The organism is Afipia birgiae 34632, assembly GCF_000308295.2.
GTDB lineage: Bacteria > Pseudomonadota > Alphaproteobacteria > Rhizobiales > Xanthobacteraceae > Afipia > Afipia birgiae.
In genome coordinates, this window is record NZ_HG326654.1 from 790,249 (window position 1) to 805,293 (window position 15,045).

The window sequence follows — 15,045 nt, forward strand, 5'->3', positions numbered from 1 at the left end:
GGCAAGCGCTATGGGCCTGACCCGAGGATGGAATCCGGTCGCCGCCGGAACACTCTTACTTCAATGTTGCGCGCATTCCGCTCGCGCCAATCCCACTTCTGCTGAATGCGCTCACGCGGGTCGGCAACAGGATCGTCTCAAGGCGCGGCGGGGTTGGCAAGCGGGAAACATACCGCTGCGCACCATCGACCGATCACCTAAAGTTGCTGTCCTGTTGCAGACATTATCGAAAACAAAAGGCCCGCCGTCGCGGCGGGCCTTCGCAAAAAAATAAATGTGGAGCTTAGAAGCGGCCGGGACGCAGTTCCAGGCTCTGCACGCCGCCAGCCACGCTCAATCCGGTCTGGCCCTGCACGCTGAGCGGCTGCAAGGCGAACGAGTTCTGCGAGCCGCCGATCAGCGCGTTGGCGCCGAGGCCGACACCAACCGCGGCGCTGGCGGTGACGCCGGCATAGTTGCCGGACAGATCGCCGGGGCCGACCTGAACGGTCGGCGCGAACACGGCCCATGACAGCGCTGTCTCGGTGGTGATGCCGATATCGACGCCGAGCTTGGTGATGCGCGCGGTATAGAGATCGTCCGGACGGCCCTGCGAACGCAGGACGCAGCCGAGATTGGAGACCGAGCCGACGATCATGCCGACATTCGGACCGCCGCGGCATTCAAGCACGCCGACCTGGGTGCGCCCCGACTGCGCATGAACAAGAACAGCCGACGCAACGAGGGCGGCCGAGGCAACGGACAGGAAGGTCGAAAGACGGCGCATGGGATATCTCCGGCTGAATGGCGCGAACAGAACTGACGATTTGAAAAGAATACAGGGAGTTCGCGCATCTAGTCATAGCAATGTGGTGGTTCGCAAGTCCGCATCATTCTGGGGCAGTAAATTCCTTTTCGGACTTGTGAACCAAAACCACACGGGCCGCAAAACGAGGCGAACTCCGGATTTAGGACACTGGCGCAGCAATGTTCAATTGCCTTCTGACAACAACACTTAAAGAGTAACAAAAAAGGCCCGCATCAGCGGGCCTTTCTCATTCCGTTTTGTTAACTCAAACGCCTGAAGCGTTTTCCGGCGAAGTGGACACCGGTTCGCCGCAGAAAACGCAACCAACAGGACTTTTAGTGATGGTGGCGATGCTGACGCTTCTTCTTGTAGGCGCGCTTGAAGGTGACGGGTTCAAGCTGGAGGCCGACGATGCCGCCGGTTACGTTCATGCCGGTCTGGCCCTGCAGGCTGAGCGGCTGAAGCGCGAAGGAATTCTGCGAACCGCCCCACAGCAGGTTGCCGCCGCCGCCGAGGAAGAACGAGGCGTTGCCGCCCACACCGCCGTAGCTGCCGGCGAGATCGCCAGGGCCAACGCGCCGGGTTGGCGCATGCACGGCCCACGCAAGGCCGGTGTTCTCGGTGATGCCCAGATCGACGCCGAAGCGGCTGACATGCGCCAGGTAAGGCTCGGGACGGCGGCCTTCGCTGCGGAAGGCGCATTCGAGCGTGGTCGCGGATGTGATCACCATGCCGACGTTCTGGCCGCCGCGGCATTCAAGCACGCCGACGCGCACGCCCTGCTGCTGTGCGTTCGCCGTGGCGACCGAGGCGACGAGTGCCGCGAACGCGACACCGAGGAGGGATGAAAGACGCATGAATTAGAACTCCAGATTGCATGTTTTGGTTAGCGGCCGGACAAAAGGGAAGCGCCGTGTCAAAAACATGGCGCTTCGCCCATTTGCTATCAAAATGTCGGCATAATTCGCAAAATGCCAGCATAATTCACAAGTGTTGCCTTATCGCAAATTACCGCAGAGCACCGGGTGCGTTTGCAGGCCGGACGATCATGTCGTCGCGGCGGCGGCTTCCTCAATAAGCGCCGCAACCTCGCGCGGCATTGATGCGAGGGAGGCGTGGCTTGCCTTCAGGGTAATTATCTTCTTGGCTCCAAGCCGCGCGGACATCCATTCCTGATTTGCCGGGGCGATCATCCGGTCCTCACTGGATATCTGATACCAGGAAGGCTTCTTCTTCCATGCCGGCGCGGAGATTTCGTCCGCAAACGTACTGGCGAGGGGCGCCTTCTGGGTCACGCCCATGACCAGCCCTTCCTCCGGGGCCAGATCCTGACAAAAGCTTTCGTGATATTTGTCCGGCTTGACCCAGAGATAGCCATCACTGTCAGGCGCAAGATTGGCGGCGCCAGCCGGCGGATGCTTTGCGGTAATGCCACCCGGGCTTTCGCCGGCATCGGGAGCAAATGCCGCGATGTACACCAGACCAACCACATTCGGCTGGTTGCCTGCCTGCGTGATAACGGCGCCGCCATACGAGTGACCGACCAGCAGGACCGGCCCAGCCTGCTGCGCAATCATCTTTCGGGTCCGCTCGGCATCATCGGCCAGCGAGGTCAAAGGCATTTCAACGGCATGGAGAGACGTGTGACCGCGTCGCGCAAGTTCGACGATAACCTTGCTCCAGTGCGCGGCACCGCCCCAGAATCCATGCACCAGAATGATCGAAGGCTTGTCAGTCATGACTGTCCTCCCGAGGTTTGGTCCTGGCCCCTTACCTCACGGTACATCGAAAGGCCCACCCTGTCGAAACAAGGTGGGCCGGAAGACACCGCCGCAAAGACTTGGCAGTTACCTATTATCGCAGGTTGCCGCAGAAGCGCTGAATGCGCCTGCAGGCTTCCTCAAGGTCCGAAGTTTTCGTCGCGTAGGAGATGCGAAACGCCGGACCGAGGCCGAATGCGGACCCCTGCACCACCGCAACGCCCTCGGTCTCCAGAAGCTCGGTCACGAAATCTTCATCGGTCGCGAGCTTTTTGCCCGACGGCGCTGTCTTGCCCATGGTGCCCGCGCAGGACGGATAGACATAGAACGCGCCTTCCGGACGCGGGCAATCGATGCCGCTCGCCTGATTGAGCATGGCGACCACGAGATCGCGGCGCTCCTTGAACACGGCGTTGTTGGCGGGGATAAAATCCTGCGGACCGTTGAGCGCTTCAACCGCAGCCCACTGCGCGATCGACGACGGGTTCGAGGTCGATTGCGACTGGATGGTCGCCATCGCCGAAATGAGCTGCTGCGGGCCGCCTGCATAGCCGATGCGCCAGCCGGTCATGCAATAGGCTTTCGACACACCGTTCACCGTCAGCGTGCGGTCGAACAGTTTCGGCTCGACCTGCGCCGGCGTGGTGAATTCGAAGTCGTCGTAGACGAGGTGTTCGTACATGTCGTCGGTCATCACCCAGACATGCGGATGCTTCATCAGCACGTCGGTGAGCACCTTCAACTCCGCGCGCGTATAGGCGGAGCCGGTCGGGTTCGACGGCGAGCACAGGATGATCCACTTGGTCTTCGGCGTGATCGCGGCTTCCAGCGCGGCAGGCTGCAGCTTGAAACCGAACTCCGCGGTACAGACCACAGGCACAGGCGTGCCGCCGGCCAGCGCCACCATTTCCGGATAGCTCACCCAGTACGGCGCCGGGATGATGACCTCGTCGCCCGGGTTCAGCGTCGCCATCAGCGCATTGTACAGCACCTGCTTGCCGCCGGTGCCGACCGTGATCTGGTTCGGCTTGTAGGTCAGGCCGTTCTCGCGCTGAAACTTGGCGATGATCGCCTCTTTCAGTTCGGGAATACCGTCCACCGCGGTGTACTTGGTCTTGCCGGCCTCGATGGCGTGGATCGCCGCCAGCTTGATATTGGCGGGCGTGTCGAAATCCGGCTCGCCGGCGCCAAGGCCGATGACGTTGCGGCCCGCGGCTTTGAGCTGACGTGCTTTATCCGTGACCGCGATGGTCGCGGACGGCTTCACACGGTCAAGCGCAGCGGACAGAAACGACATCATATTCTCCTAAGGATGCTGATGGTCGCGAAGGCCCGGATTCGCGGATTTTTGCGGGCGGGGCACCCTAAAACGGGCGACGCTGCATCGCAAGAAACTTTGCCGGAAACACACGAAATTGGTTGAGGGACTAAGGAAACCTTAAAGCGCCCCGCCTAGGGTCGGTGCGCTCAAAGCGAACCCTGCAACATTCGTAAATTCTGGCGAGAAAATGAGCCATATCTGGCAAGATCTACGGACCGGAAGCTGGCTCACGCCAGGCCGTATCCGCGGCTATGCCCTGCTGGTGCTCGCCATCTCGCTGGCCGGCCTGATCGGCCTGCTTGCGACCTCAAGCCACTTGATCGACCGCAACGGCAAACCGATCGGGACAGACTTCTCGAACGTCTACGCTGCCGGTGCCCTGACGCTGTCTGGCAAAGCGCCCGACGCCTACGATCCGGAACTTCAGCATGCCGCCGAGATCGCGGTGTTCGAAGGCCGCGACGTACCATTCTTCGGCTGGCACTATCCGCCGTTCTTTCTGATGGTCGCCGCACTGCTCGCGCTGATGCCCTACGCGCTCGCGCTCGCATGCTGGCTCGCGGTCTCGCTCCCCGCTTTCATGGCGGCGGTCTATGCCATTGTGCCACGGCGCGAGACGCTGTTGGCGACGGCGGCGTTTCCCGCCGTATTCGTCAATGCCGGTCACGGCCAGAATGCGTTTTTCACCGCGGCCCTGCTCGGCGGATTCCTCACTCTGCTTGATCGTCGGCCTGTGCTGGCCGGGATATTGCTCGGCCTGCTGTCGTACAAGCCGCAATTCGGAATCCTGATTCCGCTCGTGCTGCTCGTGACCGGACGCTGGACCACGATCCTGAGCGCCACCGCCACCGTGGCGGCGCTGATCGTCGCATCGACACTGCTGTTCGGCATGAGCGTCTGGCACGCCTTCGCCGAGTCCGCGACTTTCACGCGGACGGTGGTGCTGGAAGCCGGCGGCACCGGCTGGGAGAAAATCCAGTCGCTGTTCTCGGCGGTGCGGATGTGGGGTGGGAGCATCGATGTAGCCTATGCCGCGCAGGGCGCGCTGGCGCTGGCGCTCGCCGCCTCCATCGTCTGGCTATGGCGCTCGCAGGCCGCGTTCGAACTCAAGGCCGCGGCGCTCGCGGTCGCCAGTCTCCTCGTGACACCCTATGTGCTGGACTACGACATGGTGGTGCTGGGCATTGCCATCGCATTCCTCGTCCGTCACGGATTCGCACGCGGCTTTCATTCTTACGAAGTGTCGCTGCTGGCGCTGGCCTGGGCCGCGCCGTTCCTCACCCGCAGCATCGCGGGACTGAGCGGCATTCCGCTCGGCCTCATCGTCATGCTCGCGCTTTACGCCATGACGCTGCGGCGCGCGGCGAGCGACCTCGGCATTCATGCAATCGGGAGCAGCCGCCTTGTCAAAGCTTGACCGCGTCCGCGACGAAATCGATGACCTGTTTCCGCACAGTGCGATGGTGCGCAATCGTTCCATCGCGGTGCTGCTGCCGTGTTACAACGAGGAAGCCGCGATCGGCACCGTGATCGACGGCTTCAAGCGCGCGCTGCCCGGCGCGCGGATCTACGTCTACGACAACAATTCCACCGACGGCACCTATGAGGCCGCCGTCGCAGCCGGCGCCATCGTCCGGCGTGAAATGCTTCAGGGCAAAGGCAACGTGGTCCGCCGCATGCTGGCCGACATCGATGCCGACATCTACATCCTCGCCGACGGCGATGCGACCTACGATCCGAGCGCCGCAGGCGCGCTGATCGAGGCGCTGGTGACGCGCAATCTCGACATGATGGTCGGCACCCGCAACGGCGGCGACGGCGCATTTCCGCGCGGACACCGTTTCGGCAACCACCTCTTCAACCGCATCCTCGCGCACATGTTCGGCGACGGATTCACCGATATTCTCTCGGGCTACCGCGTGCTGTCGCGGCGCTTCGCGAAATCGTTTCCGGTCACGTCGAGCGGTTTCGAAATCGAGGCGGAGCTTTCGGTGCACGCGCTCGATCTCAAGATCGCCACCGGCGAGATGCCGCTGCCTTATGCGACACGGCCTGAAGGATCGCAAAGCAAATTGCGGACGTATCGCGACGGCACCCGCATCCTGCTGACGCTGATCAAGCTCTACAAGGAGACGCGGCCGCTGCGCTTCTTCAGCGCGATCGGCGCGATGCTGCTGCTGATCTGTCTTGGTCTCGGTGCGCCGCTGATCGTCACCTATCTGGAGACTGGCCTCGTACCGCGTTTTCCGACCGCGATTCTCGCCGCCGCCATCGCGCAACTCGGCTTCCTCAGTTTCGCCATCGGCTTGGTGCTGGAAGCCATCGCGCAGGGCCGCCGCGAAGCGAAGCGCATGCGCTATCTCGATCTTGACGCAGTTGCGAACAAATCCTGACGATCACGGATTGCAGATCATTCCTTCACGCCGATTTGCGTGAAATTGACGCGCGAGACCCCGTTCCGCAGCATAAAATCGTGGTCACGCGCATGGCTGTGAGCGATTTGACTTTTTCTAACGTGAAGGCCTTGCGGCACGCGGCCCGGAACCTCATTGTACATCGGCCGAGGGTCGGGCCGGACAGCACTCCGCTCGCGCCGCTGGTCACAGACGGTATTTTTCGAAGGCCCGCATGTATAAACTTTACTCGATGCAACGTTCCGGCAACAGCTACAAGGTCCGCCTTGCGCTGTCGCTGTTGAACGCGCCCTACAAGGCGATCGAGGTCGACATTCTGCGCGGCGAAAGCCGCACACCGGAATTTCTTGCGCGCAATCCCTCAGGACAGGTGCCGCTGCTCGAAGTCGCCGACGGCCGTTACCTTGCGGAGTCCAACGCGATCCTCTGGTACGTCGCCATCGGCACGTCGCTCGCGCCGGAAGATCGCATCGATCGCGCGCAGGCGCTGCAATGGATGTTCTTCGAACAGCATGCGCTGGAGCCGAGCGTCGGCGCCGCGTATTTCTGGCTGGTGCTGGTGCGCGGCGGCCGCGACCTGCAGACCCATTCGCTGGAAGACTGGATGGAGCGGGGCTACGCCGCGCTGCGGGTGATGGAAAATCACCTCAAGACCCACGACTATTTCGCGGCGGGTCATCTCACCGTCGCGGACATCGCGATGTACGGTTACACCCACGTCGCCAACCAGTGCGACTTCGACCTCTCCGGCTATCCGTCGGTGCGCGCCTGGCTGAAGCGGATTGAACAAGAGCCGCGCTTCGTCTCGATGGCGTGGAAACCCGCCGAGGTGGCGGCCCCCGAAACCGCTCCGGGGACCGAGACCGGCCTGAGGGCCGAGGCCTGAAGCGCGCCGGTTCCAGCCGGGATATCGGGCATAACCCGCTGATTTTGCTCACGTCGCCTCGCTTCCGCCACGTTTAGCGCCCCCGCGCCGCAATATTGACAGCGATTCCTGAGAAATTCCGGTCAGCGGTGATTCGCCGCCCGATTTGAGGATTCACGACCATGATCCGGTCGCCGGTTTCAGGAATTGGTTTCGGACTGCGATCCGCGCGTATTGCATCGGCCCGATTGTCGAACGCCCTCGCCGCGTCGCTCGCGGTGGCGTCGCTGTCGGTATGCCTGCTCGTCACTGTCACGGCGCTGTCGATCAAGGTCGTGGCCGCCATGCCGATTGCCGGCTGAGGCCACTTACTCCCTGCGCACCAAAATGACCCCGCGGCCTCGCTTTGACGTGCGCGGTGGAGAGACACGGATGAAAACACCGCTTGTCGTGGTTTCAGCGACTCTGACGCTGGCGATCGTCCTCCTTGCAGGATTTCTGATCGCGACGCAGGCGCTTGGCCAAAGCCCGGCGCAGCCGCTGGACTGCGTCGCGACGCGACTCACGACCATTTGTGGAAAATGAAAAACGCGCCGGCGGCGATGAACGCGAAGCCGAGGGCGTGATTCCAGCCCAGCGGCTCCTTCAGGTACAGCACCGAGAAACCAGCGAACACCACCAGCGTGATGACTTCCTGCATGGTCTTGAGCTGCGCCGCCGAATAGACCGCGCTGCCCCAGCGGTTGGCCGGCACGGCGATGCAGTATTCGAAGAAGGCGATGCCCCAGCTCACCATGATGACCAGCGGCAGCGAGTGTTCCTTGTATTTCAGATGCCCGTACCAGGCGAAGGTCATGAAGACATTGGACACGAGGAGCAGCAGGAACGGCTGAAGCCCGGGAGAGATGGCAATGGGCATGGAGATCCTTTCGAGAGGGAAGGCAATTTGGCGGATTCTGGATCGGGACTTTGAGGGCAACAGGAGACGGCTGAAGTTTGCGATGAATCCCAGCGGCGCAACCAATCCGATGTCATCCCGGCGAAAGCGGGACGGCGCAAGAATTCTCATTCGGCATATCATCGCAGATTGAGGCGCCCTGTGGACAATTTGCCCTGTCATGGCCCTGTAATACTCAACCTCTAGCCTGACGACGGCGCGCGATCCCGCCCCCGTCATCGATCGCGCGTTTCGGCGGCCCCCGGCCGCGTAAATCCCCTCTGCGCTGCATCCGGCCGGGGCCGCATTTTTTCGGGAGAGTCAGCGGGAGATTCATGCCGCGACGTGACGGTAAACAAGCCAGCCCGCAAGCACAGCAGACGCAATCCAGACACAAACGATTGCAAATGCAGCGATGCGGCTCACTGGGCGATCCTGCTGCGCCAGCGCCAACGCGCGATGTTCGGCCATGATCGATGGCGGGATCAGCTTCAGAACCAGCACGATTCCCAGCGGCACAAGAATGATGTCGTCCAGATAACCGAGGATCGGAATGAAATCGGGAATGAGATCAATCGGAGAAAGAGCATATCCCGCCACCGCCACGGCCAATGCTTTCGCGTACCACGGCACGCGCGGATCGCGGCTGGCGAGGTAGACCGCATGAACATCGCGCTTGAGAGCACGCGCCCAATCTCTCAGCTTTCCACTCATGCCTCGACCTTACCCGCTTTTGCCAGCCGCGCACGACCCGCTATAATCGGTCTGCAGGTTCCCCGCAGCCGCGCGCTTTTTCACTCTCACGACACGTCATCATGATCCGCTGTATCTACGTGACCATCGTCATGGTCTTTATCGCCCTGCTGCTGTTGCCGTTTCAAGCCGCTGGCATTCTGTTCAATTCCCGACTCCAGCGTATCGTGCCGAACCTGTTTCATCGCGCCGCCTGCGCCGTGATCGGCATCCGGATTACGCAAATCGGCGAACGCACCCGCGAAAGTCCGGCGCTGATCCTGTCCAACCATGCATCCTGGCTCGACATCATCGTGCTTGGCGCGATCGCGCCGGTGGTGTTTGTCGCCAAGTCCGAGGTCGCGGACTGGCCGCTGTTCGGCCAATTGGCGAAACTGCAGCGCACGGTGTTCGTCGAGCGCGAGCGCCGCCACAAGACCGGCGACGCGGCCCGCGCGATGGGCGACCGCTTGCTCGGCGGCGACGCCGTCGTGCTGTTTCCCGAAGGCACCTCGAGCGACGGCATCCGCATCCTGCCGTTTCGCTCCGCGCTGATCGGTTCGGTGCATCACGCCATCGGCGATTCCACCCATCATGAACGCGTCACCGTGCAGCCGGTGTCGCTGGCCTATGTGCGTTATGGCGGCGTTCCGGTCGGCCGCGCGCTCCGCGACAAGGTGGCGTGGTACGGCGACGTCGATCTGATCCCGCACCTGCTCGGCGTGTTCTCGTCGGGCGCCGTCGACGTCACGGTGAGTTGGGGCGAGCCCATCGGCTACGGCATGACCGCGAACCGCAAGGAGATCGCGCGGGACGCCGAAAACGCCGTGCGGCGCATGACGGCGCGCGCTTTGCGCTCGCCTGCGGCGCGGCCGTCAGGTACGCATGAGGCGGCGGCATCGGCCGTTCCCGCATTCGACCAAACCTGACAGGAAAGATCATGGAAATCAGAAATCTGGGGAGCTCCGGCCTTCGTGTGTCCGCCGTCGGCATCGGCTGCAACAACTTCGGCCAGCGCAGCGATCTCGAAACCTCGCGCAAGATCATTCACAAGGCCATCGATCTCGGTATCACACTGTTCGACACCGCCGACATCTATGCCGGGCGCGGCGGCTCGGAAACCGTTCTCGGGCAGGTGCTCGGCGACCGCCGCAAGGACATCGTGCTCGCGACGAAATATTCCAAGGCGATGAGCGATGACGGCACCAAGCAGGGTGCATCGCGCCGCTACATCATGAATGCGGTGGAAGACAGCCTGCGCCGGCTGAAGACCGACTACATCGATCTCTACCAGCAGCACGATTTCGATCCGCTGACGCCGATCGAGGAAACGCTGCGTGCGCTGGAAGACCTCATCACCCAGGGCAAGGTGCGCTACATCGGCTGCTCGAATTTTCCGGCATGGCGCATCGCCGAAGCGCAATTCACCGCGCGCGGCATCAACACCCATGCCTTCGTGTCGTGCCAGGACGAATACAGCCTGATCGTGCGCGGTATCGAAACGGATCTGCTGCCGGCCGCGCAGGCCTACAATCTCGGACTGTTGCCGTTCTTTCCGCTGGCCAGCAGCCTGCTGACCGGAAAATACAGGCGCGGCGAGAAACCATCCGCCGACTCACGCTTCGGCAAGGTAGCGTCTCTCGGCGAGCGCTACATGACGGACAAAAACTTCGACATCGTGGCGAAGCTTCAGGACTTTGCCAACGCGCATGGCAAGACGATGATCGAACTGGCGTTCTCATGGCTGGCTGCGCGGCCGCAGGTCTCAAGCGTGATCGCCGGCGCATCCAGCGCCGAACAGATCGAGCAGAACGCCAAGGCCATCAACTGGAAGCTGACGGCGGACGAGATGGCGCAGATCGACGCCATCACCAAGGGCTGACGTCATCGTCGTCCGCCGCAAGCGGGGCAACCCGGCAATGAAATCATAGGGTTGCGATGCCAGAACGGACCATTGTCCGGGATCGCATCAGCCCCGCGGCTCATCGCCAGCACTGGCCCACCTTTCCGAAATTCACTTGGTGCAAGGGAGCAGGTAACTCTAGACTATCCAGGTTAGCTCGCTTCATCTCCGGGAGTTCGCAAAATGAGGTTATGGATTGGCGTGACAGCTCTGGCGGCAGCTTTCCTTGGCGCTCCTTTTCTCGTGGAACGTGCCTCTGCAACACCGGTGGAAGCATCACATCGTTACGATGCGCATTTGGGTGCGGACCGGGTAACCGATATCAGCGCGCGTCATCGCTATCGCCACCATTCATATTATCATCGTCACGGCTATGCGCGGCGTTATCGCGCTGCACTTCCGTATGACGGCTATCGTCCCTATTACCCTCAACCATATTGCGACCGGACCTATTCGCTGCCGTTCTTCGGCCGAGGTTGGTAGTTTCGAAGCGTATCTGGCGGCGATCGGCGCCTTGATCAGACGACCAATCCCTGAATCGCCTTCACAGCACCGCTGTCGGGAAACACGGTTTCGGCGAGCACGCGGTCGCGCGTATCGAACGTAATTGCCGGCGCATCCAGCACCGAACAGATCGAGCAGAACGCCAAGGCCATCAACTGGAAGCTGACGGCGGACGAGATGACGCAGATCGACGGAATTACGAAGAGTTTGAGTTAAGTTATGATTGAACCGCAGTGCATCCCTCCCCTGAATGGGGAGGGTGGCTGACCGTAGGTCAGCCGGGTGGGGTGATCGAGATCGATGCAGAATGCGCGAGCCAGAGAACTCCGAAAGCGGTTGACGCCGCAAGAAGTGAAACTTTGGGTCAAGCTCCGCGATTTAAGGACGTTGGGTTATCACTTCCGCAGACAAGCACCAATTGGTCCCTTCATCGCCGACTTCGTTTGCTTCAAACACCATTTGATCATTGAAGCAGACGGCGGACAGCACGGTATGAATCCGCATATTTTAAGAGACATGCGCCGCAATGATTTTTTGAGATCGCAAGGCTTTCGCGTTCTCAGATTCTGGAATTCTGACATCGATCATTATCTTGATGGAGTTGTCGAGACGATTGTTGCTGAGCTAAAGCCCCCACCCCGACCGGCTGACGCCGGTCGACCCTCCCCACAAGGGGGAGGGATAAGAAAGCCAACCGTGTGACTACACAACCAGCCCCTGCACCCCTCTAACAGCACCGCTGTCGGGAAACACCGCATCCGCCAGCACGCGGTCGCCGAGCCCGAGGTGATCGCGCAGCACGCCCTTGATGACGCCGCGCAGATCGGTGGTCGGCTTGAGATCGCGGCCTTCATAAAGACTGGCGGCTTTCAATCCCGGCCAATCCGAGATCACGCGTCCGCCGTTGACCGCACCACCCGCAAGCAACGCGACCGTGCCGGTGCCGTGGTCGGTGCCCTCGGTGCCGTTGATCCGCGCGGTGCGGCCGAACTCGGTGGCGACCACGATCACGGTATCGCGCCAGCGCTCGCCGAGGCCGCTCTCGAATTCCCCCAGCGCGCCGTCGAGGCCAGACAGCAATTGTGCCAGGCGGCCGACAGGCCCGCCTTCATTGGCGTGGGTGTCCCAGCCGTCGAATGCCAAGGCCGCGATGCGCGGCCCGTCATCGGCCGCCATCAACCGCGCTGCACCCTTGGCCGCAAGCCGCATCCCGGCCGCGCCGTTCATGCCGGACTTCGGCTTCATGCTATCGTCGCGCGCCGCGATCTTGTCGATCTGCAAGCCCTGCGACAACGCCGCTGCCAGTGCGGGATCACGATGGTTGTAGAGATTAACCAGCCGCATCGCGGTGTCGTCGGCAGCTTGCGGAATATAGGGCGGTGCCCAGCCGACCGTCGGAGCGGCGCCGCGCAGCACCAGCGGTGTGGTGGGCCCGACGGCGAGGCCGCTCATCACGCGCTCGCCGCGCGGCAGCGCTTCCAGGGCGCGGTTGAGCCAGCCGCTTTGCACGCGGCCCGGCCCGCCAAAGCCGCTTTCCAGCACATCCTGCCCGTCGAAATGCGAGCGCTCGCGATATGGCGTCGCCACGGCATGGACGACGGCGGCCTTCTTGTCCTTATACATGCGCGAAAATTCCGGCATCGACGGATGCAGCGCGAAAAATGAATCGAGCGCGGTCGCCGCGTGCGCGCCGTCGAGCGACAGCGCGATCGATCCATGCAGCCCGGCGTAATCGGGATCGCCGACCGGTGCGACGGTGGCAAGACCGTCCAGCGCGCCGCGCAGGATAATGGTGACAAAGCGCGGATCGCGGCCATCTTTCGCGCGCACGAATTTCGGCAGGTAGGCCCAGGCCGCAAAGGTCGCCGATCCGAGCAGCAATGCGCGCCGCGTCAACCCGCGCGCGGTATGGCTTTCGCAGCAATCGGCCGAAATGCTGGACATGCTCATCTCCTCTGGAATTCCGGCGACATCAGCAGCAGCGCGAAGGCCTGCTGCCGCGACTCCGCGCGTTCAACAGTTTGCCGCGTCTCCACCGAGGCGGCCTCCCCCGCCACCACGTCAAGCAGCGCGCGCGGATCGATGCTGTCGGCAATGCGCGACGAAATCTGCGACGCGATATCGAGGCGAAGCTTCAAGCCTTCCGGCGCGGCCCAGGCCGCGTTCGTATCGGCAAATCCATTCGGGCCTGCGGGCGCCCACAACGGCTGGCCAAGCACATTGAGCCCGCCGAGATAGCGCTGCGGATCTTCGGGAATGCGGCCCATCATCCGCCCCGCAGCCACCAGATATTCATACGGCATCCGGATTTTGGTCATCGGCGCGCGCCATGCCTCGTCCGCATCGGCCAGCGCCAGCGTCATCGCGCGCAGATCGCCACCGGTCTTCTTGAACGTGCTTTCGAGCTTCGCCACCAGCGCGGGCGGCGGATCGTCAGCCACGAAGTGACGCACGAATTTCGTGGCGATGAACTTTGCCGTCGCCGGATGCCGCGCGATATCGGCCAGCGCCGCCTCGCCCTGCGCGAGGCCGGTGTCTTCATAGACCTTGCCGAGCAGCTTTTGCGGCCCCGGCTCATGCGCATTGGCGAAGAAGGCGAAGGTGCCGGGTGGCGCGATCTTCCCGTCGCGCCCGGCGAAGGTCCAGCCGGTGATAATGCGCGCCAGCGAGGTCACGTCGTCCTGGGTGTAGCCGCCGTTCACGCCGAGCGTATGCAACTCCATGATCTCGCGCGCGAGGTTCTCGTTGAGACCTCGCTTGCGGTTCTGCCCGGCGCGTGACAGCGGACCGAACGAGCGCTGGTTGTCGAGGAAGAACAGCATTGCCGGATGCTGCTCGACCGCGCGCAACATGTCGCTGAAATTGCCCAGCACATGCGGCCGGATCGCTTCGCGCTCGAACGCGCCGGACCACATCCGCGCCAGTTCGCCCTTGCTGGCGGAGGTGCAGAAATGATTCGACCAGAACGTCACCAGCCGTTCGACGAAGCCACTCTCTGCCATGGTGGCACGTTGCAGCCGCGCCAGCGCCTCGGCGCGGAATGTCTTCTGGATGATGTTGAGCGGCTTCGGCGGCTCCTTGCGCGGCGGCGTATTCGGCTGCATCGCATCGGGCGACGTCATCGACGTTGCAGCGTCGGGCTTCATCTCGAGCCCGGGCTCTGGCGCCAGTTCCTTCGGCAAGTCCTTCCGCATGCCCTTGGTTAGGTCGTCAGCAACAGCTGCCATCGCCTGCGCAGTTTTCGCGGCGGCTTCGCGCTGCTGCTTGATGTCGTGCTGATAGTCGAACACGGCCTGCGCCAGCGCGGGGGATGGCTGCAAACCCGGCGCATCGAGCAGCGCGGCATTGGGCCGGCCCAGTTCCGCCTTGACGAATCCGCGCGGATCGGAGGCCGCACTGGAAAAATCGCTGGCTGCGCCGCCGCGCGCGCCAAACCCGAACCGGTTGAGTGCGATGTGAGCGCCCTGCGGGTCACGCGCCATAGCTGGAACTCACGATTGATCTCGCCGACGGAGTAGCCGAATATGAATCGGGTGCGTAAATTATGCGCTTCCGGCGCATGAACGTCACATGAAGGATTCGACAAAATCGTGAACGGCATTGTGACAAGGCCTCCAACAAATCCCGCAATGCAGCGCGCCCTGAGCTGCTCGCGTTGCGGAACGGCCTTCACTTGCGACCTGTCCGGGCATTGCTGGTGCATGAATGAGCCCGCCAAGCTGCCGATGCCTGCTGAGGGTGAGGATTGCCTGTGTCCGGCGTGCCTCCGGGCGGCGGCCGAGAAAATCACAGCCGGCGAAACAAAGTAGTCCGTCATCCTGA

Annotated in this window: 18 protein-coding genes and 1 pseudogene; 11 read left to right on the top strand and 8 right to left on the bottom strand. The window is 62.4% G+C overall.

Going from position 1 to position 15,045, the window contains the following annotated elements; genetic code table 11:
- Positions 1 to 283 precede the first annotated feature (283 nt).
- The 4 genes from BN32_RS22410 to BN32_RS22425 all read right to left on the bottom strand — a co-directional run bounded on the left by BN32_RS22410 (position 284) and on the right by BN32_RS22425 (position 3,844).
- Complete coding sequence (locus tag BN32_RS22410) at positions 284 to 766, bottom strand: DUF992 domain-containing protein (protein ID WP_019195770.1); 483 nt, start codon at positions 764 to 766, stop codon at positions 284 to 286.
- A 356-nt stretch (positions 767 to 1,122) separates the two neighbouring features.
- Positions 1,123 to 1,644, bottom strand: a complete 522-nt coding sequence (locus BN32_RS22415) for a DUF992 domain-containing protein (protein WP_019195769.1) — start codon at positions 1,642 to 1,644, stop codon at positions 1,123 to 1,125.
- A gap of 189 nt (positions 1,645 to 1,833) precedes the next feature.
- Positions 1,834 to 2,526 carry an alpha/beta hydrolase gene (locus BN32_RS22420; protein ID WP_019195768.1) on the bottom strand — a complete coding sequence of 231 codons (693 nt, stop codon included), beginning with the start codon at positions 2,524 to 2,526 and terminating at the stop codon, positions 1,834 to 1,836.
- A gap of 115 nt (positions 2,527 to 2,641) precedes the next feature.
- Complete coding sequence (locus BN32_RS22425; protein WP_040427471.1) at positions 2,642 to 3,844, bottom strand: pyridoxal phosphate-dependent aminotransferase; 1,203 nt, start codon at positions 3,842 to 3,844, stop codon at positions 2,642 to 2,644.
- A 211-nt stretch (positions 3,845 to 4,055) separates the two neighbouring features.
- Here BN32_RS22425 and BN32_RS22430 point away from each other — a divergent pair, with 211 nt between their 5' ends.
- The 5 genes from BN32_RS22430 (at position 4,056) to BN32_RS27010 (ending at position 7,732) form a co-directional block, all read left to right on the top strand.
- Positions 4,056 to 5,285 (top strand): glycosyltransferase family 87 protein, encoded by a 1,230-nt coding sequence (locus tag BN32_RS22430; protein ID WP_019195766.1) that lies wholly within the window; start codon positions 4,056 to 4,058, stop codon positions 5,283 to 5,285.
- Entirely contained in the window at positions 5,251 to 6,261 is a 1,011-nt protein-coding gene (locus BN32_RS22435) for a glycosyltransferase family 2 protein (RefSeq protein WP_019195765.1), read from the top strand. The genes BN32_RS22430 and BN32_RS22435 overlap by 35 nt, the downstream gene beginning before the upstream one ends.
- A 235-nt stretch (positions 6,262 to 6,496) precedes the next feature.
- A complete protein-coding gene (locus tag BN32_RS22440) occupies positions 6,497 to 7,168 on the top strand; it encodes a glutathione S-transferase family protein (RefSeq protein WP_040427244.1) in 672 nt (223 codons plus the stop codon).
- 161 nt (positions 7,169 to 7,329) lie between these two features.
- Positions 7,330 to 7,509, top strand: coding sequence for a hypothetical protein (locus tag BN32_RS22445; RefSeq protein ID WP_019195763.1), 180 nt, complete (start codon positions 7,330 to 7,332; stop codon positions 7,507 to 7,509).
- A gap of 70 nt (positions 7,510 to 7,579) precedes the next feature.
- Positions 7,580 to 7,732: a hypothetical protein gene (locus BN32_RS27010; protein ID WP_019195762.1), complete on the top strand. Its 153-nt coding sequence runs from the start codon at positions 7,580 to 7,582 to the stop codon at positions 7,730 to 7,732.
- Here BN32_RS27010 and BN32_RS22450 read toward each other — a convergent pair.
- Together BN32_RS22450 and BN32_RS22455 are read right to left on the bottom strand one after the other, a co-directional pair.
- The gene (locus BN32_RS22450; RefSeq protein WP_040427475.1) at positions 7,710 to 8,066 is read right to left on the bottom strand and encodes a DMT family protein; all 357 of its coding nucleotides are present in this window, start codon (positions 8,064 to 8,066) and stop codon (positions 7,710 to 7,712) included. The two genes, BN32_RS27010 and BN32_RS22450, sit on opposite strands and share 23 nt — an antisense overlap.
- 351 nt (positions 8,067 to 8,417) lie before the next feature.
- Positions 8,418 to 8,798 (bottom strand): YkvA family protein, encoded by a 381-nt coding sequence (locus tag BN32_RS22455; protein WP_019195760.1) that lies wholly within the window; start codon positions 8,796 to 8,798, stop codon positions 8,418 to 8,420.
- Positions 8,799 to 8,899: 101 nt separating this feature from the next.
- Here BN32_RS22455 and olsA point away from each other — a divergent pair, with 101 nt between their 5' ends.
- The 5 genes and pseudogenes from olsA (at position 8,900) to BN32_RS26490 (ending at position 11,925) form a co-directional block, all read left to right on the top strand.
- The gene (gene olsA / locus BN32_RS22460) at positions 8,900 to 9,745 is read left to right on the top strand and encodes a lyso-ornithine lipid O-acyltransferase (RefSeq protein ID WP_019195759.1); all 846 of its coding nucleotides are present in this window, start codon (positions 8,900 to 8,902) and stop codon (positions 9,743 to 9,745) included.
- Between the two features lie 11 nt (positions 9,746 to 9,756).
- On the top strand, positions 9,757 to 10,698 hold the full coding sequence (locus BN32_RS22465) for an aldo/keto reductase (RefSeq protein WP_019195758.1): 942 nt from the start codon (positions 9,757 to 9,759) through the stop codon (positions 10,696 to 10,698).
- 204 nt (positions 10,699 to 10,902) lie between these two features.
- Positions 10,903 to 11,202, top strand: a complete 300-nt coding sequence (locus BN32_RS27015) for a hypothetical protein (protein ID WP_152343887.1) — start codon at positions 10,903 to 10,905, stop codon at positions 11,200 to 11,202.
- A gap of 96 nt (positions 11,203 to 11,298) precedes the next feature.
- Positions 11,299 to 11,439: pseudogene (locus BN32_RS27020) on the top strand (aldo/keto reductase); the annotation flags it as partial.
- Between the two features lie 120 nt (positions 11,440 to 11,559).
- The gene (locus BN32_RS26490) at positions 11,560 to 11,925 is read left to right on the top strand and encodes an endonuclease domain-containing protein (RefSeq protein ID WP_244438246.1); all 366 of its coding nucleotides are present in this window, start codon (positions 11,560 to 11,562) and stop codon (positions 11,923 to 11,925) included.
- Here BN32_RS26490 and BN32_RS22470 read toward each other — a convergent pair whose 3' ends face one another.
- Complete coding sequence (locus BN32_RS22470; protein WP_040427247.1) at positions 11,926 to 13,167, bottom strand: DUF1501 domain-containing protein; 1,242 nt, start codon at positions 13,165 to 13,167, stop codon at positions 11,926 to 11,928. It abuts the gene before it with no gap.
- 2 nt (positions 13,168 to 13,169) lie between these two features.
- Complete coding sequence (locus tag BN32_RS22475; protein ID WP_019195755.1) at positions 13,170 to 14,705, bottom strand: DUF1800 domain-containing protein; 1,536 nt, start codon at positions 14,703 to 14,705, stop codon at positions 13,170 to 13,172.
- 147 nt (positions 14,706 to 14,852) lie between these two features.
- Between BN32_RS22475 and BN32_RS27925 the strand changes: the two genes are divergently transcribed.
- The gene (locus BN32_RS27925) at positions 14,853 to 15,032 is read left to right on the top strand and encodes a cysteine-rich CWC family protein (RefSeq protein WP_082773446.1); all 180 of its coding nucleotides are present in this window, start codon (positions 14,853 to 14,855) and stop codon (positions 15,030 to 15,032) included.
- Positions 15,033 to 15,045 lie beyond the last annotated feature (13 nt).